This window comes from Parabacteroides sp. ASF519, assembly GCF_000364265.2.
GTDB classification, from domain to species: domain Bacteria; phylum Bacteroidota; class Bacteroidia; order Bacteroidales; family Tannerellaceae; genus Parabacteroides; species Parabacteroides goldsteinii.
The window spans coordinates 3382116-3406208 of record NZ_AQFV02000006.1 but is presented as its reverse complement, the minus strand read 5'-3'; the positions used below and the strand labels follow the sequence as shown (position 1 = coordinate 3406208).

The window sequence follows — 24093 nt, the reverse complement described above, 5'->3', positions numbered from 1 at the left end:
AGTTAGTTATTCTATTATAATGCTTCTGCGAAAGAGGCAAACATACAGCTCCAGGAAGTAGCACCGCTATCGGCGTAACCGATAGAACGTTCGCCGTAGTTACGGGCACGTCCGAAGTTTGCTTTCATGTTGACAGTTTCTTCAGCACCTCTGATAGCTGCTTCAGCACCTGCTGTCATGATTTCCTTGATATCGTCCGAAGTAGATGCTTCGATTGCCTCGATTGCGGGGATCAGGGCGTCCATCATGGTTTTATCACCCTTCTTAGCCTGTGTCTGTTTCTGCACATTTGCAAGGCCTCCGGCAAACATCTTCTTCACAGCGGCAGCATCCAGTTCAGTGCCGGCAGCGTTGTCGCTCATTCCAAGAAAAAATGCTCCTAACAGGGTACTTGTCGATCCGCTTGTTTCCAGCATCACGCCAAATCCCATGTCATTCAGCATAGATTTGAATTCTGTTCCTTTCTCGCCTGCTTTCACTACAACAGAGAAAGCAGTTACGATAGCCTGTCCGTGATCGCCGTCACCGATTACCGCATCCAGTTTAGAGAATTCGTCTTCGCGGGCTTTGATATGCGTTAAGGCGTTATTCAGCATACCTTTGAAAGCCTCAATAGTCAGTTGTTTCATGTTTATTTGTTTATTTACCGATAGTTGTCCAATACGGTGCGTTTGCACTCTTGTTCTTTAAATAGTCAATATGATCTTCATCCAAAATACCTACGATCATCTGGAAACCGGCTTGTTCCTGAACTGTCAGGATTTCCTGGATACGACCGAATACTACTTCCAGACCACGTGCTTCCAATTCTTTGTAAGCCTTGCGGAAGATGATATTCAATTCCATATGAGTAGTAGCGCCTACGCCGTTGATGATAAGCATCATCTTGTCGCCAGCCTTCGGTTGCAGTTGCTGACACAGCAGGTCTACCATTTCGGCAGCAGTAGCATCGGCAGATACCAGCGGTTTCTGGCCGCCACCACCTTCACCGTGCTGTCCCATACCGATTTCCATGATACCGGCAGGCAGGTCAGTGATTGTAGCATCGTTTTGCGGATGAGTACAAGAACGCATAGCAACAGCCAAAGTAGCTACTTTTTCGTTGTAACGTTCGCCGATCTCGATCAGTTCGTCCAATGATTTGCCTTCGTCGGCAGCAGCACCCAGAATCTTATACAAAGGTACGCAGCCAGCCAAACCGCGACGATCGTTTGTCGGAGCACCGATACCGGCACTGATATCATCGTGAGTCAGAAGCTGTTTAACTTTAATGCCTACGCGTTCTGCCAGCTGGCAAGCCATGTTTGCACTCATCACGTCGCCTGAGTGGTTCAATACAACCAACAGGATACCTGCTTCGCGTTTCATCAATTGCAAAGCCTGGAACAGACGCTGTGCACCCGGAGCTGCAAATACGTCGCCTACAACGGAGCAGTCGAGCATACCGTCGCCTACGAAGCCGCTCAATGCAGGTTCGTGACCAGAACCGCCTAATGTAACGATAGCTACTTTGTCTTCGCTTTTCGGATTAGCGCGAACAACAACGTTTTCTGCAGCCAGCTTTACCTGATCAGGATAAGCCAATACATAACCTTCCAGCAATTCCGGAGTTACTTGTTCGGGATCATTTATAAATTTAGTCTTAATTTCTGCCATGGTGTTTTTCCTCCTTGTTTCGTTTAGGTTTATAAATTATTTGATTTCCATTAATTCGATTGCGATGCCTTCTTCTTCGATGAAAGCGATAGTCAGATGTTCGTCGCATACAGCCGGGCCAAAGATTACCTTTGCATCTTTCAGCGCTTCGTCCAGTGAAGGAACTGTATAAGCGATATGACCATTTGATTTAACCAATTCAGGCAGACAACTCTTTGCAGGATCGTCAAACTTCAGGAATTCGATCTTGTTAGGGCTCTTGCTGTAATCGGTTAACCATACGTTCAAACCTTCGTTGAACATTGCACCTTCTTGGTTTTCGTTGGTAATGATACCTACATGATTAAATGTTCTCATGATCACTAAAATTTAATGTTTAACTTCTATATTAATAATTCATTTATTTTATATCCACTTTATCTGGTAACGGACCCGACCTTGCCTACCTAGTAGGTTAACCGTGTCTACCTAGTAGGTAGATCATGCCTACCAAGTAGGTAGACCACAACAGGCAAAAACTACCCATTTTCCTTCTCCTTCGTTTTGTTAAAGCCAATCCTGGACAATACGCCTAAAACGATTACAACAGCACCGGCTATATACAAATAAGTAAAGATTCCGTGTACATTATCGTTCTGTCCGTACGAGTGCATGCCGCTCAGGAAATAATTCACTCCGAAGAATGTCATCAATACGGATGAGAAAGCAACGACCGAGCACAGATTGAATAACCAGTCGCTGTACCAGCGTCTCACCAGATGAAGGTGAACAACAACGGCATAAACCACCATCGTAATCAATGCCCATGTTTCTTTCGGGTCCCATCCCCAGTAACGTCCCCATGACTCGTTCGCCCAAACGGCACCGAGGAATGTTCCGATCGTCATCAAAGCCAGACCTACCCAGAGCGACATTTCATTGACGATAGTCAGTTCTTTCACACGGGCTTTCAGTAATTCCGTATTTTTCTTTCCGGCGATACTCGTCATCACCAGGTTCGTCAGTCCGATCAGGCAGCTGATACCAAAGAAGCCATAAGCGGCAACGATTACGGCTACATGGAACATCAGCCACGGCGATTTCAGTACCGGAACGAGCGGATTGATTTCCGGGTCCATCCAGTTCAGTCCGGAGACGAACAGGATAATACCGCCGAACAAAGTAGCCAGTGCAAAGGTCACCGTACTGCGTCTTACAAACAGCAGACCGGCCAAGACTGTAGCCCAGGCAACATATACCATTGTTTCATACGAATTACTCCACGGTGCATATCCGGCAATATACCAACGCATCCCCATGCCGTACATGTGTAAAAGGAATACAGCCAACACGCCTATTCCCACTATCCAGAGACCAGCCTTCATCCACTTCTGCTGTTTGAACAGCATGGCGAAAGAGAGTACAAGCATCAATCCACCCAGGATCAGATAGCCTTTCTTACACTGACGGAACACGTCCATCTTGTTATATTTCAATTCTGTCTCTATCTTTTTCGGAGAGATATCCAGTGTTTTGTTCTTTGCCTGCTGATAAGTACTGATCATGTCGATCACCTCATTGGCTTTCGACCAGTCGCCACCCTGCAAAGCATCCTGCACTTCGGCCAGATACCAACCCATGATGCGGGAAACAAACATGGAGTCCTTGCCGGCAAATTCGGACAAGTCATCACCGGGGGCATACCATTTATGGTTAGGGTCGTCCTCTTTCGGGAACAGGTTCAACATCTGGTAATTGATCAACTGGTGGAAGATGTTGATCTGCTCGTCCAGTTTCAGCAAGTCCTTGTCGAAACGGGTCCGTTCGGCAGGCATCTTGTTGTAGGCTTCCTCCAGTTTCTGTTGCAATTTATAATCGCCTTTATTATCGAACGCCTGAAGATAGGCACATTCGCCGTCTGTCAGGTCGTAATAATTAGCCAGTTCTTTATTGGATAAAGCGATAAAAGGAACGCGCATCCACATATCCGGCATGGAAAGCAGGCTCAGCAGGAACTGGTCGGAGTTCAGATTTCCGATCTTGTCCGACTTATGCAGCTTACGCAGGATTTCCGAAGAAAAGGTATTGATAGGCATCATACGGCCGCTATGCGACTGGATCGGCAATGCGCCGAACTTAGCGGCATGTTCCGGAGACACCGCATATTTCTGTACGGCATCCAGCATGGACGAAGTTTCTTCTTTCGCATTTACCGACACCGATAATGCCAGCAAAGCGATAATCATTGTTGCCGATTGTGCAACAGAACGAAATTCTTTCAAACGGCGGCTCAACGCCATAAAGCGGGAATTCTTCCCTACTAAGGATAAGATAAGACCGATTACCAACAACAGGTAACCTGTATACGTTATATTCCGTCCGGCTACATCGCGGTTGACGGAAAGTACGGTACCCTGTTCGTCCGGATCGTAAGAAGCCTGAAAGAAACGGTAACCTTTTACATCTAACACATTATTCATAAATACATGTTCGTGGCGTGTTTTACCGTCTACATGCACCAGCAATTCGCTTTCATAAGAAGACGGACTGGACGAACCCGGATAGCGGGTTAAAGTAAATTTCACCAATTCTACGGTGAAGGGTAAAGTGTGGAATGTTGTCAGATCGCCCTGGCGGACTGCTATCTGATCGGTTGATTCTCCTTCGCGGATATGAAGGATGCCTTCTTCGCCGAACTGGAAGGATGTAAGGGCGCCAAGAAGGATAATGATAAAGGAAGTATGAACTACCATTAAGCCCCATCTGTGCAGCTTGCAATATTGGTACTTAACAGCAATGACAATAAAATTAACGACTAAAAGAAACTGCAACAAAAAGAATAAGGGGGAATAATAAATCATTGCTTTGGCAGCTGCTGTTCCATGATACTTTTCTATAAAAGTGGCGACAGCCAGGCCAAAACCATAGAGGAGTAACAAGACAATTGTTGTTACAAAGGAAGATAGTATTCTTTCGAGAGTTGCTTTCATTTGTTGTTTTATTAAGTTATGCCGCCAAAGATAAGAATTTTCAATTAAGTGACCCCGGCCTTACCGGGGCCACCTAATAGATTTTATCTATATCTAGGACATATCTTAGGGATTAGTCTTCGATGATTACACGGAAACCTACGTTAAATACACGCTGGTACGGATAGTAAGCCTTACGTGCATAAGCAGTAGAGAATTTCGGACGTTCGATATATGAACCACCACGAACCACTTTATGATCTGAAGTCAGTTTTGTCTTCGGATTATACGGATAAGGCACATAGTCTGAACGGGTCCATTCTGAAACATTACCGTGCATGTTATACAAACCGAACGGGTTGGCTTCATACACCTTTTCGCCTGTCTGGATCAGCTGACCGTCGTCTACTCCTTCTTCTTTCGGCAAATAAGTATAATACTTATACCAATAAGAATTCGGAGACATCGGTTTCGGGTCTACACCACTTACTGCGAACAGTAAAGTAGTCTTGTCAGCCAGGTTTTCATATTTACCGAAGTCAGTATTCATATCACCATACCAGAAATCACTGTCGCTACCTGCGCGGCAAGCCCATTCCCATTGTGCTTCTGTCGGAAGCGTAATGTTCAGACCTGTCTTTTCGCTCAGTTGCTTACAATAATCCATTGCATCATTGTAGTTTACACGGATTACCGGTTGATTCGGCTCGTTAGCCGGATAACCCTGTACCACGTGGTCTTTCCACAACTGGTCTACGAAACGGCTGTCATGATCCGGATAAATCGCATTGAACTGCTGGTTGGTAATTTCCATTTCACCCATCCAGAACGGTTTGTCGATCTTCACCTTAGCAGTAGGATAAGCATCAGATTCGCCATTATAGCTACCCATTACGAATTCACCGGCAGGGATACGAACGAAATTGATCTTCACGCCCGGAGCGATTTCAACCTCTTTACGGTTGCTCGTTTCCTTTGCAAGCATATCTTTGATAGCTGCTTTGTCGAACGGCCAGCCTTTAGCTTTCACATTCTTCACCTTTACAGGAGCTGCCTTTTCAGGCATAACCGGAGTGATCGGGCCCTGAGCTTTCAGATAAGAAGCGTAGTCAGCGATTTCTTTCTTCCAGTCTACACCCATGCCATTAGCATATTTGTCAGTCAATTCTTTACGACGTTCGATCTGATCGAATCCCTGGTACGGGATGATTTCCTTACCCAGAACGTTTGCATCGAAGTAACCTTTATCAGGAGCATTATAGTCGATCCAGTTGTACAGTTTCAACCATTCTGCGTCAGTCAATTTCACGTTATGGTGACCCTTCTTCAGGATACGAACCAATTCGCTGGTGTTCGGATGATATTCATACGGCTGAAGAACAACCATATCACCTTCGCCACCCTGACGGTGTACGTACGGATGAATGTTCAGATAAGATGTGCCATAACCCAGTTTGTCTTTCTTACCGCCACGCAGGTCGAATGCCTTGCCTTCGCCATTATGACAAGCGATACAAGCACGATCCAGGATAGGCTGAATTTCCAGGTCGAATGTGAATGAACGAACACCACCTTCAGGAGCCTTCAACGGAACAGCCGCTTTCTGAGAAGCCATCACACGTTTCGGAATAGGAATCTGATTCTGGTCTTCGTGACAACCGATACAAGATACCACTTCACCCGGCTGGCCGGTTACCCAACTACGCATCCACTGAACAGCAACGCCGTCCTTGTCGATCGGCTGGATAGAGATCGGAGTATTAGCCGGAACTTTGAAGATAGCCGAACCGTCTTCTTCAACAGGTACAGTACCTAACAAACGTTTGATATCCCAACCACTCTGGATACCGTGCCAGTTGTGGTCTGAACGAGTCTTCACATAAGCATATTCATAAGCATGCAGACGAAGTTCTTTTACAGTTCCGCGAGGAATACCGCGCAGACCTTCACCTTCATAAATATCCTGAATAAAGATAGTAGCTTCTTTTTCATTCAGCTTCACACGATCAGGAATTGCCGGAGGTGTTTTTGTTTCCTTCACCAGGATCGGGCTGATATAACCTTCACCTTCTGCCTGCATCAGACAAGTAACGTTATCATAGATATCGACCAGATAAAGTCCCCACAAAGACTGCGGGTCTAACTTGGCTGCAACCAGGAAATATTTGTCATTCAGCGGAGTCGGTTTAACGAACTGAGGCCATACGCCATTTACCAATTCGTCTTTGATCAACTCTTGGATAGGACGGTTACGGTGAGGAATTTCCTGAACCATACCCTGTACATTCTTACGTCCCTTTGTCGGGTCGAAGATGATCAGACGTCCTGAACGGGCAACACCGTGGTGTCCTGAGATAATACCAACGAAAGCAGAACCATGTCCGGGCAACGGCTGAATGTCGAACGTACTGTTCGGGAACATTGAACCACTACCATACAAAGCCTTGTTTTCTGTTCCGTCCGGATTCATATGCATCACGATACGAGAATAATAGTGAGTCAGGTCGGTATATTCCCAACGGGTATACATCACACGTCCGTTATTCATTACAACCGGGTTCCAATTGGCATCCTGGTCAAATGTCAGACGACGCAGATTCTTCTGTTCCGGAGTATAAAGAACCATATTACCAACCGGGTCATCACCACTTACACAAGGAACACCCTGGTAACCGATGTTGGAGTTAGCAATAATACGTCCGTCCGGAAGATAAGTACCATCATAGAATTCCAAGTCAGGTTCTTCATTCTCGATCAGCTTTTTGCAGCCTGTTCCATCCAGTTTTACTTCGTATACATTCCAACGTTTGTCGTTCTCGCCCATCAGGGTTGTGAACATAACGCGGTTTGCATCCCAGTGCATTCTCAGGTCAGCGATAGAGGCATCGGGAACGATCGGTTTGAAGATACTCTTCATCTGCATGTCACCACGCAGGTTAGACAATTCAACGATCTCTGCATCGAAACCGCTACGGCGGGCAGATTCCTGATTACTCCAGTTGTTAGCTTGTGTTCCCAAAGAAGGAGCCATTGCCTGACGAGCAGTAGAGCCTAATTTATAACGTACGGCAACGATCTTGTCAGGATCCAACAACGGGTTACCTAACAAAATGGCCTTCTTATTATCCAATGCCTTGCGAGCATCGGCAATAGCTTGTTCGTCTCCTTTATAAATACCACTGAAACCTTTCTGCTGAAGTTGTACCAATTCATTCAGCATCGGCTGATATTTAGCAGCATCAAAACCTTTCTGCTTGCTCATATCTGCAAATGCCAACTTGATAGCATCGATATTCAGCCATTCCAGTTCGCCTTGAAGCGCATAAACATCCTGAAGTTTTTCAAACAACTCCAGATATTTACGGATTTGTGTATTTACATCTTTTTCGTTAGCGATCTGCTGAACGACACTCTTATAATAAGAGCCGTCTTTCAACTTACCGACCATTGCTTCTACTGCTTGTTTTTCAATAGAGGCATCCGGGGTGATCAACCAAGTGTCCAAACCGTCCATCATAGCGCCCAGCATACCGATCTGTTCCGGATATTTAGCGATCAGTTCATCGCCGACAAACTTCGGAACAACGTTCAATGCCTGGAAATACACGCTACCGCCGGAAGAAGTATCGTCGATACCTACTTCAGCTTCAAAACGAACATATTCACCTTTAATAGGATAAACCAAAGTTCCGTTTGCATGACAGAAAACACCGTGTTTGTATTCTTTGCCTGCAATGAAAATCTCATGGTCGTAAGCATTAATATTCATTTTTGGCTTTGCCCAACCGGCAACACCATATTCGAAAGGAACTTCATCCAACCAAACAGCAGTACCGTCCGCTTTAATCAAACGGGCATTACCCCAAACAGCCTGGTCGTAATCAGAACCATCCGGACCTCCGGCAGTGATAAGCACCAGCTTATCTACGCCTTTCAAGTCAACAGCAAAAGGTTCTGCTTTTTCCTTATGCTTCTTGAAAGAGGAAATAATCGGCATTCCTGTTTTCTGAAGCTGGGTTTGCAGTTCCGTTTTTGCTTTAATTGATGCATCAATCCAAGTATCCACCTTCTTTTGTTTCGGCGCAGCCGAAACAAAGAAAGAAGTAGATAAAAAGAGTGATACTAATAAAAAATATTTATTCATGTATCTCAATATTAATATAAGGTGTTAACAACTACGATTGGAGTTAGAGAGACGCCTTCGGGTTTGTGAAACGCAAACCGTCATTGTCATGATAACAAGCCCATTCGTCAACGATAGCACCTTCCGGTCCTGCCATCATGAAGTGGAATGATTCAAGCTCTTTCAGACGCAATACATCACCGACTTTCTGAACTACGAAGTTTTTGCTCTTGATAGGTCCGTGACTTGCAGGAATTGCAGGAGCGTTCGGAGTTTCGTCACCAAGTACAGAGAAGTTATAAACCCATCCCTTTTCAACCATCCATGATTCGTGTTTTGCAGGGAATTTAGTTTTTACGTGAGCGTGTTCAGGGATCATCTGTCCCGGAAGCAGATAGATAGCGTGAGCGAAGTATCCGTGTTCTGCATCGTTGATCCAGAAAATACCACCCATACCAACGTTTTCAAAGTCACCCAGACCGAAATCTGTAACCCACATGTCTTTAGCCATCAGTTCTGTAAAAGGAACATCATAGAACTTAAACATGTCTTTCATTGCTTCGATAGCTACTGCCTGATCGAATTTGCCGTCTTTGTAGAAGTCGGCGTTTGTGTACTTCTTAGAATAAGTCATTTCTTTATTAGTTTTACAATTAGAATTTTTATCGCATTTGCTCTGTTCAGTGCATTCGCCCTCTCCGTTGCAACAAGTAGCGTCACTTGTTTTGTTACCAGTACATGCAACCATAGAACTTAATAAAAGCCCCACAGCCATTGTTTTAATACTCAATCCTTTTTTCATTTTTGTTTTAATTTATGTTAGTAATATTTGCTTTATTTCGCCAAACGGTCAACATGATATGGCAGGGGTTACAACACTGCTATTCCCTCAATCTCAATTAATAATTCATCCCGACAAACATCAGCCCACATATATGATATGGGGATATTCAACTCATACGCATTCAAAAGCCTTTCAGCTTCTTCAAAGAAAGATTTCTCTTTCAGATAGACCCGGAGCATTTTCAACTTCGCCTCACCGATCAGTTCAGCGATATTCTCCATCGTAATATGAAGCTGACGCTCCAACCCCACTCCTATCAAACTCTCCTCGCCACGGATAGCCGCAGTTCCGGAGATATAGATCACCTCACGTTCTCCAAATGTCATGCTCTTGGCGCGCTCGAACTTCGGAGTCGTCTTTTTGCTGTGGGCCGGCTCCAGTACTCCTTCGGAATAAGCGTGGGCAGCCACCTGCAATTTATTGTCGATCGGTGTTGCATAACAATCCGGATTCGAGAATACGGCAGCATCCAGATCAACCAGTATGCCTCCCAGATTCGCACCGATACCCGTTGCTGCCGGATAACCGTTTTCCCAGGTTGTCATGGCATAATAATCGCTACGGGCATTATTGAATATCTGATAATGCTGGTCTTCACCGTCAAACTTAGTGATCTGCTCGATATAGTTCCACTGGCGGATGATGCTGTTGATCGGGAATCCTTCCTTCCTCAACAACTCCGATACCAGCTTGAACACTTCTTTCGACTGTTGCTCGATACCGAAATTAATCACATCGCCATGGAAACCTCCGGCAAACAGGAAACGGCCGCTGCCATTTACCAATACCACATACGGGAATGTCCCGATATGTTTATATGTAATATGGTCTCCTTTATCCGGCGTATATGTATGAGCCTCCAGTATCAAACCTCCGTTCAATGGCGGCTGGGATACATAACTCAACACCGGTTCATGGTTCCCATAGTATTTACGTACTTTTTCACGCAACATTACGCGGCGCGAAACATATTGTTCATTATCATCCGGCATGCCGAAAAAGGCCAGCCTGAATATTTGTTCGTTCTGCGGTAATTGGGCAAGCAGCTTATCCACCATTTCCTCAAAATCCGCTTTCTCAGTAGTGTAAATGTTATAACGTATCTTCTCGCAATAATTCATCGATCCCTCCTTTTAGAGTGAGTTTACATATTCAACCAAAGCCTCAATATCTTTCTTGGATACCTTCTTATCAATTCCATGCTTGTGCACTTCAAAGACTTCCTCCATTGTAGCTGCACGACCATCGAACAAATAAGGAGCCGTACGCCAGACTTCTCTTAAAGTCGGAGTATCCCACCCTTTTTCAAACTCGATATCTTCACCGATACGATGCATCTTCATGTCTGTATAATAAGGTCCGCTATGACATTCACCACATTTTAGTTTTTCAAAGACTTTACGTCCTTCTTTCGCCTTATCGGACAATTCACCGTTCACCAGCAAAGGACTCGGCACCGGACGCAATGACGTCAGATATTCATCCACGCATTTTGCATCATCTTCAGTAATATCGAAGAACTGGATGAAGTTATATCCTGCACGCACAGCAACCTCCGCAGAAGCACGGATTCCTGAAATCATATTAGGAGGAGTCACATGGCTAAACAACAAACTTTTGCAGTTCTTTGAGTTTCCTACGCCATCGTTCATCAAATCCCAGTTCATACCATCCGTACGGGCATCCCCCGGGTGGCAACCGTTACAACTCTGCCAATTCTGGAAACAATGAGAAGCGTCGTTGAAATATTTTTCTCCTTTATTTATATTGCTTTCCGTACGTCCCGGATTCAATTCTGTCGACGTTACTTCACGGGTATTAATATCCATTACATTCAGAACATCGGCAAAATAAGTAGGAACAACCAGTTTCTCGTTGGTCAGAGCCATCGCACGGGGACCGTTACCCTGCAACGGAACACGTTCGCGGATGCCATACAGGAAATTCAGGTCATAATCCAGCATTGCCTTATTGGGATAGGCTTCAAACTTTTCACGCAAAGCCGGATGATCGATCACACTCACCTCGTGAGTACCGGAATGCGAAATAAAGATATGGTCGTCATTACAATCGATGCTCCAGATACCGGCAGCTCCTCTTTCCGGTTCGTCAACAACAACGGCACCGACAAACTCCTGCTTTTCCGTATCGATGATACTGAAAGCGCTCGTATTCATCCATCCCTGCTGCAACTGCGAAGTCGGTACGGCGAAACGTCCCAAATTATGCGACACATATACATATTTGCCGTCAGGCGTAATACAAATGCCACGCAAAGCATTACTACCGTTTGCCAGCTGAATATCTTTCACTTTGGTAAAACCATCCATTTCAATCACGGAAACACAGGCTGCCACATAATCCAGGTCCGCACGTTGTGCCGGCAAGAAGTTTGTTACATACATATATTTACCGTCTTTGCTGAATACGGCGGATTTCGGTTCGCGAAGTACCTTAACCGTGCGTAGTACTTTATGATTTACCGGATCAATTTCCGACACCGTGTTTTCGAACTGGTTACAGACATAGATTGTCTTTTTATCCGGTCCGAACATCGGATGGCAGGCACCCGACCCTGTAGGGATAGCAGCTTCCACCCTACCCGATTCCAACAATAAGATCTGTAACTTCCCCGTCTTCTCAAAGGTCGTCACATAGGCCTTATCGCCGTCAACCAAAATACCGGTCGGTGTTTCATCCATGGGGAAAGAACGCAGCAGTTTGCCGTCGGCTGAAAATACATCCACCCGCTTCATTCCTTTTTCAGTCAGAAGCATTTCCCCTTTATCATTCAGTTTTATATCAGTCGTAAAAAAAGGCGGATTATCAGCCGATGCAAATGAGATGCAACAACTGACAAAGCATGCCATCAATGAAGTTCTTAATATGTATTTACTCGTCCTCATGGTATTATTTATTTTTTTGTGTTTTTACTATATCCTAATTCAGCCGAAATATTCTGAGCGACCTCCTTGATGCTCGCAACCGTTGAATGGAATATTTCTTTTGTTAACCTGTCTTTGGGACCCGATATCCAGATGGCGCCACATGGATAGCCTGTGTAGTTAAAGATAGGAGCACCTACACAGATCACACCATTCAATTCTTCTTCATTATCCATAGCATAACCCAGCTTACGGACTTTTTCCAATTCTTCCAGGTAAGCATCCCGGTTAGTAATCGTCCGCGCATTATACTTCGCAAATGTCATATACGACAAATACCGGTCGCGGACCGTGTTTGGCAGATAAGCCATAATCGCTTTTCCGGGTGCAGAACAATGTAATTCAAATGATTTCCCCGGCGATAGAACAAAGCGGAACGTATGATGTCCCTGCGCCTGCTCTATAAAAATTCCTTTCTCATCTCCTAGTACACCAAAACAGGCAGTCTCCCCTACTTTATCACGCAAATCACGCAAACAAGGCAATACTGTCTCCAACAAATTATGTTCATTCAACGATCTGAAGCCCAAAGTTAGCAATTTTCGGGACAATTTGTAGCGTTTCGTGTCTTCATTATAGTTAAGATAATCCAATCGAACCAATGTATTCAAAATACGATAAGCAGTAGTCTGGGAGATATCCAGCTTATTCTTAATATCTTGCAGCGTCTCACCCTGTGGACGAAGCGAAAGATATTCAAGCACCGCAATTCCTTTCTCCAAATTCGGCACCTTATAATTTTCTTCTCCTTTTTCCATATTTGGAATAACGCTTTCCATATTTGAAATATTGTTTCAGATTTGAATCAAATATAAAAGAGTCACGTTAAAAAGCAGTAAGATGTTTGTAAAATATCGTTAAGTATGCTGTAAAACATTCAACTAGCCAAAACCATTATCTCCGTTTGTCCGTTTCTACCATCCGGCACTCTATATTACGTATTTGGGATTTACTATTTTTTCCTATAACTTATCACAGCCAATACATTAAATAATACAGCAAAAAGACAAACGACAATGAAATGTCCGCTCAAATCGGAAAACGAACTGCCTTTCAGATAAACCATACGCATCACTTCTATAAAATAACGTACCGGATTAAATAATGTTATAGTCTGTGCCCATTGCGGCATACTGCTGATCGGGGTAAAAAGTCCGCTCAACAAAGCAAATATAATCAAGAAGAAGAAAGCCGTGAACATCGCCTGTTGCTGGTTGGACGATATAGAAGATATTGCCAACCCCAAACCTGTAAAAGCAATCAGATAAACTGCCGCAAACAAATAAATAATCCCCATATTGCCGACCGGCAGCAAACCGTAAATAATCCATGCCACAATGGCTCCGATCGTCAACAGGATAAAACCGATTACCCAAAAAGGAATCAGCTTCGACAGCAAGAACAATGTTTTGGGGACAGGCGTCACATTAATCTGTTCGATGGTCCCTTTCTCCTTCTCGCTGACTATATTCAGGGCCGAAAGGAAACCACCGATAATCGTCAACAAAAAGACCAGGATACCCGGCACCATATAATTCTTATAATTCAGATGCGGATTAAAAAGAGCTGTCGCCCGCACTCCACTACTCACGGCAGCAGAGGTGAAACCTTTATCCCGGTTAAAATCCTGAATAATTTGTGTGAGGTAAGAGCTACCCATCCCTCCTTTTGTTCCGTTTACTGCGTTTGCAGCAATCAGGACATCCGCCTTTCCTTCCCGGCCAAGCTCCTGTTCAAACTTTGCCGGGATTTCAAGCAACAGGTCCGACTCGTTACTTTCTATCGAGGTGATCGCCTGATCATAACTGGAAGACACATCGGTCAGCCGGAAATAACCGGACGAAAGAATCTTTTCGACCAGCTGCACAGACACCACGGAATGATTATGGTCAATCACTCCCAGATTGATATTACGCATTTCGAAATTGGCGGCAAAAGGCAGGATAAGCAACTGCATCAACGGTACCAAAAAGATGATGCGCGGTAAAAACCGGTCGCGCTTGATCTGCTTAAACTCTTTTTCAAGTAAATATCGTAATGTTTTCATAACTTCTTATCTCACAAACGAGTCTTAAAACGTTTCACACTAAGAATCACCAGGAATATGACCATAAACGACAGTATCCCTATCTCCTTCAGGATGGCTCCGGCACTTAACCCTTTTATCATCACATCTTTCACTGCGATAATATACCATTTGGCCGGCACGATATTGGAAAGCCATTGCAATATATCAGGCATGTTCTCTATGGGAAATACCATGCCGCTGAGCAGAATCACCGGCAGCATCAACACCATAGCACTAATCAGCATGGCAGCCTGTTGCGTGTCGGCTATCGTCGATATCAACAGACCGAGGCAAAGGGAAACCAGGGCATACAGGATGGAAACTGCCACCAGCAGAACCAGGCTCCCCGCAATCGGAACCTTCAGCAGGAAATAAGACAGGGCAAGAATTGTCGCCACATTCACTATACTCAATAAAAGATAGGGAATCGCTTTTGCCAGAATGATATAGACCGGCTTCATCGGCGAAACCAGCAACACTTCCATCGTACCCATCTCCTTCTCCTTCACGATGCCTACGGAGGTCATCAGGGCACATATCAGTATTAATATCAATCCCATTACCCCCGGCACAAAGTTGTAGGCGCCTTTCATGGTGGGGTTGTAGAGAAGGTGAGTGACCGGCATGATGCCCACCTGCATAAGTTGCGCTTTTTCTTCCGGCTGAAGGAGATTTCCTTGTATCTCCGCTTTGGCAGAAGCGATGATGGTGGTTGCATAAGCGGTCAGCTGAGTCGCTTCGTTCGGATCGGTTGCATCTGCCAGCAACTGGACATCCGCATCCGCCGTGGAAGCATATTGGGGCGGAAAAACAACGACCAGTTTAATCTTACCCTGTTTAAAGAGGGATTGAGCTTCCGCTTCGCTGTCTACCATTTTATACAAATCAAAATACTCGCTTGCCCCCAGATGTTCGGTGATTTTCCGGCTCACTTCATCCCGGCTTTGGTCGAACACGGCAATCGGCACACATTTTATTTCCGTCGTAATCGCATAGCCGAACAGAATAATCAGGATAATCGGCATAGCCAATAAAATCAACATGGTCCGTTTGTCGCGGAAGATGTGGAAGAATTCTTTGCGGATAAAAGATATAAACTGTTTCATAACTATTCACCTCTTGTTGCTTTTCGCGCCAGGGCACGGAACACATCATTCATATTTTCGGCATGGAAAGACGATTTCAAAGCAGCCGGACTGTCCAGCGCTTCGATTTTTCCGTCGACCATAATAGAGACACGGTTGCAATATTCGGCTTCATCCATATAATGGGTGGTGACAAAGACTGTGATATTGCGTTCCGCCGCTTTATAGATCAACTCCCAAAACTGACGGCGGGTAACCGGATCAACACCACCCGTCGGCTCATCCAGAAAAACAATACGGGGTTCGTGGATGATAGCGACGGAAAAAGCCAGCTTCTGCTTCCAGCCTAAAGGCAACGCATCGACCAACGTGTTCCGCTCGCCCTCCAAATCCAGTACATCGAGCAGTTCATCCGTCTTCTCCGCCAGCTTTTTCTTCGACAGACCGTAGATACCGCCATACAAACGGATATTTTCCCAAACCTTCAAGTCACCGTACAGGGAAAACTTCTGACTCATATAGCCGATATGGCGTTTGATCTGCTCGGTCTCCTTATATACATCAAAACCTGCCACACGGGCTTTGCCGGAAGTGGGTGTCGACAGTCCGCAAAGCATACGCATCGCCGTCGTCTTTCCGGCACCATTGGCTCCCAGGAAACCAAAGATCTCTCCTTCTCCCACTTCAAAGCTGATATGATCTACTGCGGTAAAAGTTCCGAAGCGCTTAGTCAGACTGTCTGTTTCTATTACGTTCATTGTATATATACTTTTATCAGATAAAATTCTCATATATTATGATACTGCATTCTCATATATTATACAATTCCAATATCATAATATATGAGAATTTTCTATCACAATATATGGTATTACATTTCACTCTATCGTTTTTACAAAGCCATAAAGCAATCTTCCACACTTGGCTCGACCGGTTCAATAGCGACATCTGCATATCCTTTATCTTTCAAGAACTGCATCAGGGCATTCATCTCCCTGCCATCTTCCTTTAATGTCAGATGATGGGCATCGCCAAAGGCATAACAGGAATAGGTTCCCGGAAAAGAACGAAGGTCCGTCAGCAGCCTGAACATGGATGCCGACCGGACAGTCCACAGCTGCCTGCCGAAAGAGGCACGGATGCCTGCCGGCGTATCGACGGACAAGCACTGGCCGGAACGCATCAAAGCAATGCGGTCGCAACGGGAAGCCTCATCCATATAAGGAGTGGAAACCATAATCGTAATGCCCTGCCTCTTCAAGCGGTCCAGCATATCCCAGAACTCCACCCGGGAAACCGGGTCGACACCCGTTGTCGGTTCATCCAGAAAAAGGACTTCGGGGCGGTGAATCAAAGCACAGCTCAATGCCAGCTTTTGTTTCATACCTCCGGACAATTTTCCTGCTTTCCGTTTTTTAAAAGGTTCTATCTGAACATAAATGTCGTGAACCAGGTCATAGTTGGCTTCTACCGTAGTATTAAACACGGTAGCAAAGAAATCCAGGTTCTCTTCGACCGTCAGGTCCTGATACAACGAGAAACGGCCGGGCATGTAACCGACCATCGTACGTATCTTTTTATAATCACGCACGACATCCAGACCACAGACGGTAGCCGTCCCTTTATCCGCCAGCAATAAAGTCGTCAGGATACGGAACAAAGTGGTCTTCCCTGCCCCGTCGGGACCAATCAGGCCGAACAATTCACCGGGACGTATATCCAGAGAAATATCCTGCAAAGCCTCTACCTGCCCGTAGTTCTTACCAACCGCCTCCATCTTAACTCCATTCATCCCTATTAATTTTCAATTCTCAATTTTCAATTACTCAAACACCGTTTCCCCATACTGTCCAATCTTGAGATAACCGTCGTTCTTAACAGCAATCTTGATGGCATAGACCAGATTGGCCCGTTCGTCCTTTGTCTGGATTCCTTTGGGAGTGAACTCCGATTTATCGGATATCCAGGTAATCGTTCCCGGATATTCGCGCCGGTCGTTTTCTCCATAATCGGCAAAGACACGGACTGTCTGGCCCTGTTTCAATGTCGAAAGTTGGTCGGACGTGATATAGGCACGCAGGTAAAGCAAGTCGGTGTCGGCTATTTTATACAGAGGCTTACCGGCGGCCGTCACTTCACCCGGTTCAGCATATTTAACAAGAACGGTTCCTGCCTGGGGATTTACGATACGGCTTTTCTGTAACTGGTCGTCCAGCTGCATAATCTGATACAGGATACCTTCGGCTTCCGCATCGGCACCGCCTGTCGTCTTGTTTAGCGTAGAATACTGCGCATCCAATTGTTTCTGGAGGTATTTGATATTGTTGACGATGTCGTCCACCTGTTTCTGGTTGCCGGCTTTTGCCTTTACCAGATTCTCCATACGTTGTTGTTCCGTACGTGCGGTAGCAATCTGTTGCTCCAGGGCGGCTATTTGCTTGCGAATATCCGGTTTACGGATATCGACAGAGCGCAGACCGGCCGAGAGTTGCATTTTCTTCAAATATAATTGAGTGCTGTCGACATATCCTACAAGGGCGCCGGCATCCAGACGGTCGCCTTCTTCTATATTCAATTCCATAATCTTTCCGTTTGCTTCGGAAGAAACGAGGATTTCCGTCGCTTCAAACGTACCGGTAGCATCGAAGTCGCCGTCTCCCCTGTTACATGCAGCCAGACTTAATAAAGCGGTTGCTATTAATGTATAAGAATTCAATCGTTTCATATTCTTCTTCATGATTCTTTGTGATTATTCATTATTCGTTGTATACATATAATTATAGACGGCATTCAGATGCTGGATGCGATGGGCGGCAGCGGCTTGCTTCGCCAGATCTTCCGCATTGATTTCGCGGATAAGGTCGGTGACGGAGATAACGCCGTTTGCCAGTTTCACCTCCGCAGCATTTTTGATGCTGGTACGCAGGCGGATTATTTCGTCATCCGCTTTCATCAGATCGGAGATTTTCTGTATTTCCGTATTTTGCTGCATCAGTTCCAATGAGGTATTAAACAGGAATGTCTCACGCTGCACCTCCACCTGCTGACGTGCCGTAGTCACTTTACGGCGGTCATTCTTCAAGGTGTACAATTTGCCCATATTCCAGGAAAGGCGTACTCCCGCTATATAAAACGGATTAAAGTCATCCTCCAGCATATTCAACCCCGGACGGCCATATCCGCCCTGTACAAATGCACCCAGACGAGGCATTAAACCACTTGTAATCTGTTTGTTTTGTACTTCCAGCAAATAGCTTTTTGCATCCAGCGCCCGCAATTCGGGACGGTTTATGTCTCCGGATAACGGATCGCCCGGTATGGAAGGAACAACCAATATCCTGTCTTTATCATAAGGCTTTCCTATCAGCGCACTCAGCATTCTGCCGAAGGCGACACGGGAGGCTTTCAGTTCGATTTCTTTCTGACGGGCATTCAAGAGTTCCACTTCCATACTCTCGCGGTCGGACTGGTTGGCCACACCATTATCCATCATCGCCGTTATCCGGTCGATATTAATCTGCAACTCTTTCTGGAGCAATGCGTTCTGGCGGATCAGTTCTTCCTGAAGCAGGCAGCCGAAATAAAGTTGATTTACCCGGTCGTTCAATGTATAAAGGTCGCTTTCCAGCTGTTCGCGGTCGGCAGCAGCCTGTGCCTTTGTCAACTGCCGGGTGGAATGAATTGTTCCGCCATCCCAGATATTCTGATTCAGTTCGGCCACTACCTGATACTGGTCTTTACTTAATGTCGGAATCTCCAGCCCCGGAACGATCGACGAAAGTTTGTCCGCATCAAAAGGTAGTTTAGTTACATCACTCTGATAGGTTGCCTTTGCATTCACCGTCAGTTGGGGCAACCAGCCTTTTCCGGCATTCGAGAGATTGTATTGTTCCGTCTGCCCGATCAACCCGAACTGCCGTATCTGGGGATAATTGGCACGGGCCCATTCATAACATTGTGTCAATGTTATCTGCTCCTGCCCTTTTACGGCACCCGACAATAAGGGGAAACATAAGAATAAAATTACACAAATCCGTTTCATAGGGGTATTTATTAATTCGATGTATTATCGTCCGGTGTCAGCAACCGGATCATTATATCAATAACGAAGGGAATCCGTTCCCGCAGAAATTCTTCATATTTCTCTGCATCGCCTCCCATAAAAACAGCCGTAAACGGATTACGTACCAGCATGGGGAAAACCAACAGGCTTATCAAGGTAGTCGCCGCATAATATACCGGCAGTTTCTTCAATACACCTCTCTCCATCTCATCCTCCATCTGTTTACGCATTCGGATGATTGGTTCAACCCGTGCGGGATTCTTCAGTATGGAATGATAAATATGCTCCGGATCACGTTGTAGTTCATTTATAACAAACACAGGGAACAAAGGATTCCTCTGCAACGTTCTTACATATTGATCGATAATCTTCGGCAGCTTCTCCAGGAAAGAGGTATTCTCTTCCATAATCGCTCCCAGGTTCGGAAGCAAGGCATCTATCAACTGGTCGAAGATCGCATCGAACAACATTTCTTTCGTACGATAATAATAATGTAAGGCTGTACGCCCGATGCCTGCTTCGGCAGCCACGTCGCCCATCTTGGTCGCTTCATATCCTTTCCTGACAAAGACCTGTTTGGCCGCTTCCAGGATTCGGTTCTCCATTGTGATTACTTCTTCTGTACTCATTGTATATCTTGTTTTACCACATTTGTCATTACTGTCTGTCGAATATGTCTGACACTTTTGTTTGACAGACGTGTCAAAAGTAATGTAAAAAAATAAGGATGCAACTACTGCACCCTTATTTTAATATCTTTTATACAATGAAGAGAATATTCTTTTTAATCTTATTCCCCGTATTTCTTAGCCAGACCGCCTTCGGAAGTTTCTTTATACAAACTCGGCAGGTCATTACCCGTCTGTCGCATCACCTCTACTACCTGGTCGAAGCTCACACGATGTTTTCCGTCCGAGAAGTTCGAGAAAGTATTTGCATCCAGTGCACGCGCTGCGGCAAAAGCATTACGTTCGATACAAGGAATCTGAACCAAACCGCAAACCGGGTCGCAAGTCAATCCCAGGTGATGTTCCAACCCCATCTCGGCAGCATACTCAATCTGAGCAGGCGTTCCGCCAAACAACTGACTGGCAGCACCGGCAGCCATCGCACAGGCAACCCCTACTTCTCCCTGGCAGCCTACCTCCGCTCCGGAAACCGACGCATTGGTTCGTACCACATTTCCGAACAATCCGGCCGTTGCCAATGCACGCAGGATACGGGAATCGCGGAACTCACGGGTATCTTTCAGATGATACAACACCGCCGGCATCACTCCGCAGGAGCCGCAGGTCGGAGCCGTCACAATCTTACCACCGCAGGCATTCTCTTCGGATACAGCTAACGCAAAAGCGTAAACCATACCACGACTTTTAATGCTGCTGCCATATCCTTTGGCACGAATCAGATAGTCGGATGCTTTCCGGCGTATGCCCAGACCGCCCGGCAGGATACCTTCTGCTTCCAGACCGCTCTGCACCGCCTTTTGCATCACGTCCCATACTTCCGCCAGGTAATCCCAGATTTCCGGTCCTTCGCATTGCTCCACATATTCCCAATAGGAATGTCCGGTCTTTTCGCACCAGGCTTGTATATCTTTAATCGTGCTCATCTCATAGACCTGTGCCGTTTTAAGTTCGTTAAAACTTTCGTTGGCAAGCGTACCGCCGCCAATACTGTACACAGTCCACGATTCCAGTTCTTCGTCGTTCTCATTAAACGATTCGAACAACATTCCGTTCGGATGGAACGGAAGAAATATCTTGGGTTCCCAGGTAATAGTCGTTTTAGCAACCGGCTGCAACACTTCCAGGATGGCAGCATCCGTCATGTGGCCTTTCCCGGTAGCAGCCAAACTACCATATAAAGTCACATTAAACCGCACGGCACCTCTGTTACGTTCCACGAACATCTGGGCAGCACGCATCGGCCCCATCGTGTGGCTACTCGACGGACCATGTCCGATCCGGTATATCTGCTTGATTGATTCCATTTCTCTTTCTCTCTAATTTTGTGTTTTCTATACTTTAAGAAATATATTACGTTTATAAAGCAGCCACAAAATTACATAAATAACCAATACGTTTGACAAGCTTATCAAAAAGGAATAATAATTACCCAGATATTGCTCCATCCCATAAAACAAAGACTGTCCCAGGCAACTGAAATTGATGACGTTCGCCAGCATATAGGCTACAATCGAGTTCATCCCGTACACTTTCAGCCAGGTTATATTCTTCTTATATCCTTTATAATCTATCAGATAATAAAACAATCCCATCAATAGGAAGCAATATCCGCTACTTACCAGCACCATAGAACTGGTCCATATCGTCTTGATAACCGGCATCTGCAATCCCCAAAGCCATCCGGCAGCCACCATAGCGGCTCCTGCTCCGAAATACCATTTCAGTTTATGGATATCACTGGTCTTATCCTTGGCAATATAGCCGGCAAACAAACCGGTCAACACCGTCACGCCAAAGTTCAGGGTACTCAAAATCCATGTATAATGATACCAGGGTGCAAAAACGACTTCACCGTCCACCACTTTCGCCCCATCCCGAAAACGTCCCAGCACCGTACGGTCTATCCATTCCGCCAGGTTTCCCTCGGGTGTGTAATTACCACCTCCATAACTGCCGATCGTAATGAACTGCATCGCCGCCCAATAAACAAGCAACAGGGCCACCGCCACACCGATCTGCGTCCTCCGACTGGTATAAAGGAACAACACAGCCGTAATCAAATAACCAGCGGCAATCGACTGCAACGTATTCGAATATAAATAAATACGATCCGGATCAAATCCCAGCAGATTTCCCTGGCACATCATACCGAATATCCACAACAACAGGATGCGTTTTCCTAGACGCCGGAAAAGAGTCTTTTTGTCGGAAACACCTTTAAAACGTGACAAAGCAAACGGCATCGAAGCTCCCGACATAAAAAGGAACAACGGCATAATCAAATCCCAGGGAGAAAAACCTTCCCATTGTACATGATTAAAAGCCCACATGCAATCATTCAGCCATCCCACATCCGCAGCCCGTGCCAATGAATGTGCCAACGGTCCTAAAGCAACCAAAAAGAAAAGATCGAATCCTCGTAAAGCATCAAGCGACTCCAGCCGCTTGTAAGTAGTTTTTTCCATTTGTTATTATTTTAGACTTTTAAGAAAATACGTTGACGATACAAGAAATATAAGAATCCCCAGCACACGGCGATATAAGCAATCGCCCCCAGCAATGGCTGGGCTGTTTCCGGGAATAACCCGATGAAACCTCCGAAAACGGCATTTGCCGTAAAGGTAAAATTAATAAACACCTGTGCCAGATAAATAGTGATCGAGTTCGTACCTATGACTGTAAAGAAAAGGGTCCACCCTCTGCACTCCTTCACATCGACAATATAATAGAAGACGGCAAACAGTATTGCCGAGATACCACCGACCGTACAAACAAACGAGCTTGTCCACAAATATTTATTAATCGGGAAAAACAATCCCCACAACAGACCTATCACCAACAGGCAACCGCCAACAGCCAGCATATAAACAACCTTTTTCGTCTCCGTCAGTCCCTCTCTCCGCAGTTTGACAAACTCACCGGTGAACATTCCCAGCAAAGCGGTTCCGATGGCCGGCAAGGTAGATAAAATCCCCTCCGGATCATAATTGCCTCCATGCAAACGCCCCGGCAATAACAGACGGTCGATGTAGCAAGCCAGATTCCCTTCGCGGGTAAACAACTCCGCCCCGTTCCCGTCGGGTGCCGGAATAAATAACAGCAACCAGTAACCTATCAGGATGGCAGCAACGATCCATACCCGTGTGATCGTCCGCGTATTGACAAAAATCAGCGCACCGAACATCCATCCCAGACCGATACGCGCCAATACGCTGGCATAACGCTGTGTCTCAAAATTCAGATTCAGCAACCCGTTATAAACAAATCCTAATACAACCAGTGTAATTCCCCGGCGGATAATCTTTTTATAAATAGCCGCTTCCGACATTCCCCGCTCCCGCTGCTTTTCCAATGAAAAAGGAAAAGAGATACCGGCAATAAACAAAAACAAAGGAAAAATTATATCTTCAAACGTAAACCCCGCCCCCCATTTAGCATGACTCATTTGGGCAGCTATCGACTCAAAAAAAGGCGTCGGGACCAACGTCGCCAACGCAACAAAAAGGGAACCTCCCCCCATAATAAAGAACATATCAAATCCCCGCAATGCATCCAACGACAACAACCGCTGGCTTTGTTTCTGTTTTTCCATGGTATTCAATTTAGATAATCGTATAAAATTTAGAAATAAGTAAGCGCAAATATAGAAAATAATATAAGAACTATCCTGCT

19 protein-coding genes are annotated in these 24093 nt (G+C 45.5%); all 19 read right to left on the bottom strand.

Annotated elements, in window-relative coordinates; all coding sequences use genetic code 11:
- Positions 1-14 precede the first annotated feature (14 nt).
- The 19 genes from C825_RS13310 to C825_RS13220 all read right to left on the bottom strand — a co-directional run bounded on the left by C825_RS13310 (position 15) and on the right by C825_RS13220 (position 24013).
- The gene (locus C825_RS13310) at positions 15-629 is read right to left on the bottom strand and encodes a DAK2 domain-containing protein (protein ID WP_007655983.1); all 615 of its coding nucleotides are present in this window, start codon (positions 627-629) and stop codon (positions 15-17) included.
- A gap of 10 nt (positions 630-639) precedes the next feature.
- Positions 640-1656, bottom strand: coding sequence for a dihydroxyacetone kinase subunit DhaK (locus tag C825_RS13305; protein ID WP_007655981.1), 1017 nt, complete (start codon positions 1654-1656; stop codon positions 640-642).
- 36 nt (positions 1657-1692) lie between these two features.
- Complete coding sequence (locus C825_RS13300; RefSeq protein WP_007655979.1) at positions 1693-2013, bottom strand: hypothetical protein; 321 nt, start codon at positions 2011-2013, stop codon at positions 1693-1695.
- A gap of 161 nt (positions 2014-2174) precedes the next feature.
- The gene (locus C825_RS13295) at positions 2175-4625 is read right to left on the bottom strand and encodes a cytochrome c biogenesis protein CcsA (protein WP_010802814.1); all 2451 of its coding nucleotides are present in this window, start codon (positions 4623-4625) and stop codon (positions 2175-2177) included.
- Positions 4626-4737: 112 nt separating this feature from the next.
- A complete protein-coding gene (locus C825_RS13290) occupies positions 4738-8748 on the bottom strand; it encodes an SUMF1/EgtB/PvdO family nonheme iron enzyme (protein WP_010802813.1) in 4011 nt (1336 codons plus the stop codon).
- Positions 8749-8791: 43 nt separating this feature from the next.
- On the bottom strand, positions 8792-9529 hold the full coding sequence (locus C825_RS13285) for a cupin domain-containing protein (RefSeq protein ID WP_007655974.1): 738 nt from the start codon (positions 9527-9529) through the stop codon (positions 8792-8794).
- A gap of 68 nt (positions 9530-9597) precedes the next feature.
- Positions 9598-10692 (bottom strand): chorismate transformation FkbO/Hyg5 family protein, encoded by a 1095-nt coding sequence (locus tag C825_RS13280; RefSeq protein WP_010802812.1) that lies wholly within the window; start codon positions 10690-10692, stop codon positions 9598-9600.
- Positions 10693-10704: 12 nt separating this feature from the next.
- The gene (locus C825_RS13275; protein WP_007655970.1) at positions 10705-12477 is read right to left on the bottom strand and encodes a YncE family protein; all 1773 of its coding nucleotides are present in this window, start codon (positions 12475-12477) and stop codon (positions 10705-10707) included.
- 8 nt (positions 12478-12485) lie between these two features.
- The gene (locus C825_RS13270; protein ID WP_007655969.1) at positions 12486-13295 is read right to left on the bottom strand and encodes an IclR family transcriptional regulator; all 810 of its coding nucleotides are present in this window, start codon (positions 13293-13295) and stop codon (positions 12486-12488) included.
- Positions 13296-13468: 173 nt separating this feature from the next.
- Entirely contained in the window at positions 13469-14563 is a 1095-nt protein-coding gene (locus C825_RS13265) for an ABC transporter permease (protein WP_010802811.1), read from the bottom strand.
- A gap of 11 nt (positions 14564-14574) precedes the next feature.
- Complete coding sequence (locus tag C825_RS13260; RefSeq protein ID WP_010802810.1) at positions 14575-15690, bottom strand: ABC transporter permease; 1116 nt, start codon at positions 15688-15690, stop codon at positions 14575-14577.
- A gap of 2 nt (positions 15691-15692) precedes the next feature.
- Entirely contained in the window at positions 15693-16427 is a 735-nt protein-coding gene (locus tag C825_RS13255) for an ABC transporter ATP-binding protein (RefSeq protein WP_010802809.1), read from the bottom strand.
- Positions 16428-16561: 134 nt separating this feature from the next.
- Positions 16562-17461, bottom strand: coding sequence for an ABC transporter ATP-binding protein (locus C825_RS13250; protein ID WP_010802808.1), 900 nt, complete (start codon positions 17459-17461; stop codon positions 16562-16564).
- Positions 17462-17491: 30 nt separating this feature from the next.
- Positions 17492-18394, bottom strand: a complete 903-nt coding sequence (locus C825_RS13245) for an HlyD family secretion protein (protein WP_044214570.1) — start codon at positions 18392-18394, stop codon at positions 17492-17494.
- A gap of 24 nt (positions 18395-18418) precedes the next feature.
- A complete protein-coding gene (locus C825_RS13240; RefSeq protein ID WP_010802806.1) occupies positions 18419-19711 on the bottom strand; it encodes a TolC family protein in 1293 nt (430 codons plus the stop codon).
- An 11-nt stretch (positions 19712-19722) separates the two neighbouring features.
- The gene (locus C825_RS13235) at positions 19723-20361 is read right to left on the bottom strand and encodes a TetR/AcrR family transcriptional regulator (protein WP_007655952.1); all 639 of its coding nucleotides are present in this window, start codon (positions 20359-20361) and stop codon (positions 19723-19725) included.
- 161 nt (positions 20362-20522) lie between these two features.
- Positions 20523-21725, bottom strand: a complete 1203-nt coding sequence (locus C825_RS13230; RefSeq protein WP_007655951.1) for an L-serine ammonia-lyase — start codon at positions 21723-21725, stop codon at positions 20523-20525.
- 27 nt (positions 21726-21752) lie between these two features.
- On the bottom strand, positions 21753-22886 hold the full coding sequence (locus tag C825_RS13225; protein WP_007655950.1) for an acyltransferase family protein: 1134 nt from the start codon (positions 22884-22886) through the stop codon (positions 21753-21755).
- Between the two features lie 11 nt (positions 22887-22897).
- Positions 22898-24013, bottom strand: coding sequence for an acyltransferase family protein (locus tag C825_RS13220; protein ID WP_007655949.1), 1116 nt, complete (start codon positions 24011-24013; stop codon positions 22898-22900).
- Positions 24014-24093: the final 80 nt, after the last annotated feature.

Bases quoted from the DNA above. Each gene is read 5' to 3' on its own strand.
- C825_RS13310 (WP_007655983.1), bottom strand. From the start codon at position 629: ATGAAACAACTGACTATTGAGGCTTTCAAAGGTATGCTGAATAACGCC.
- C825_RS13305 (WP_007655981.1), bottom strand. From the start codon at position 1,656: ATGGCAGAAATTAAGACTAAATTTATAAATGATCCCGAACAAGTAACT.
- C825_RS13300 (WP_007655979.1), bottom strand. From the start codon at position 2,013: ATGAGAACATTTAATCATGTAGGTATCATTACCAACGAAAACCAAGAA.
- C825_RS13295 (WP_010802814.1), bottom strand. From the start codon at position 4,625: ATGAAAGCAACTCTCGAAAGAATACTATCTTCCTTTGTAACAACAATT.
- C825_RS13290 (WP_010802813.1), bottom strand. From the start codon at position 8,748: ATGAATAAATATTTTTTATTAGTATCACTCTTTTTATCTACTTCTTTC.
- C825_RS13285 (WP_007655974.1), bottom strand. From the start codon at position 9,529: ATGAAAAAAGGATTGAGTATTAAAACAATGGCTGTGGGGCTTTTATTA.
- C825_RS13280 (WP_010802812.1), bottom strand. From the start codon at position 10,692: ATGAATTATTGCGAGAAGATACGTTATAACATTTACACTACTGAGAAA.
- C825_RS13275 (WP_007655970.1), bottom strand. From the start codon at position 12,477: ATGAGGACGAGTAAATACATATTAAGAACTTCATTGATGGCATGCTTT.
- C825_RS13270 (WP_007655969.1), bottom strand. From the start codon at position 13,295: ATGGAAAGCGTTATTCCAAATATGGAAAAAGGAGAAGAAAATTATAAG.
- C825_RS13265 (WP_010802811.1), bottom strand. From the start codon at position 14,563: ATGAAAACATTACGATATTTACTTGAAAAAGAGTTTAAGCAGATCAAG.
- C825_RS13260 (WP_010802810.1), bottom strand. From the start codon at position 15,690: ATGAAACAGTTTATATCTTTTATCCGCAAAGAATTCTTCCACATCTTC.
- C825_RS13255 (WP_010802809.1), bottom strand. From the start codon at position 16,427: ATGAACGTAATAGAAACAGACAGTCTGACTAAGCGCTTCGGAACTTTT.
- C825_RS13250 (WP_010802808.1), bottom strand. From the start codon at position 17,461: ATGAATGGAGTTAAGATGGAGGCGGTTGGTAAGAACTACGGGCAGGTA.
- C825_RS13245 (WP_044214570.1), bottom strand. From the start codon at position 18,394: ATGAAACGATTGAATTCTTATACATTAATAGCAACCGCTTTATTAAGT.
- C825_RS13240 (WP_010802806.1), bottom strand. From the start codon at position 19,711: ATGAAACGGATTTGTGTAATTTTATTCTTATGTTTCCCCTTATTGTCG.
- C825_RS13235 (WP_007655952.1), bottom strand. From the start codon at position 20,361: ATGAGTACAGAAGAAGTAATCACAATGGAGAACCGAATCCTGGAAGCG.
- C825_RS13230 (WP_007655951.1), bottom strand. From the start codon at position 21,725: ATGGAATCAATCAAGCAGATATACCGGATCGGACATGGTCCGTCGAGT.
- C825_RS13225 (WP_007655950.1), bottom strand. From the start codon at position 22,886: ATGGAAAAAACTACTTACAAGCGGCTGGAGTCGCTTGATGCTTTACGA.
- C825_RS13220 (WP_007655949.1), bottom strand. From the start codon at position 24,013: ATGGAAAAACAGAAACAAAGCCAGCGGTTGTTGTCGTTGGATGCATTG.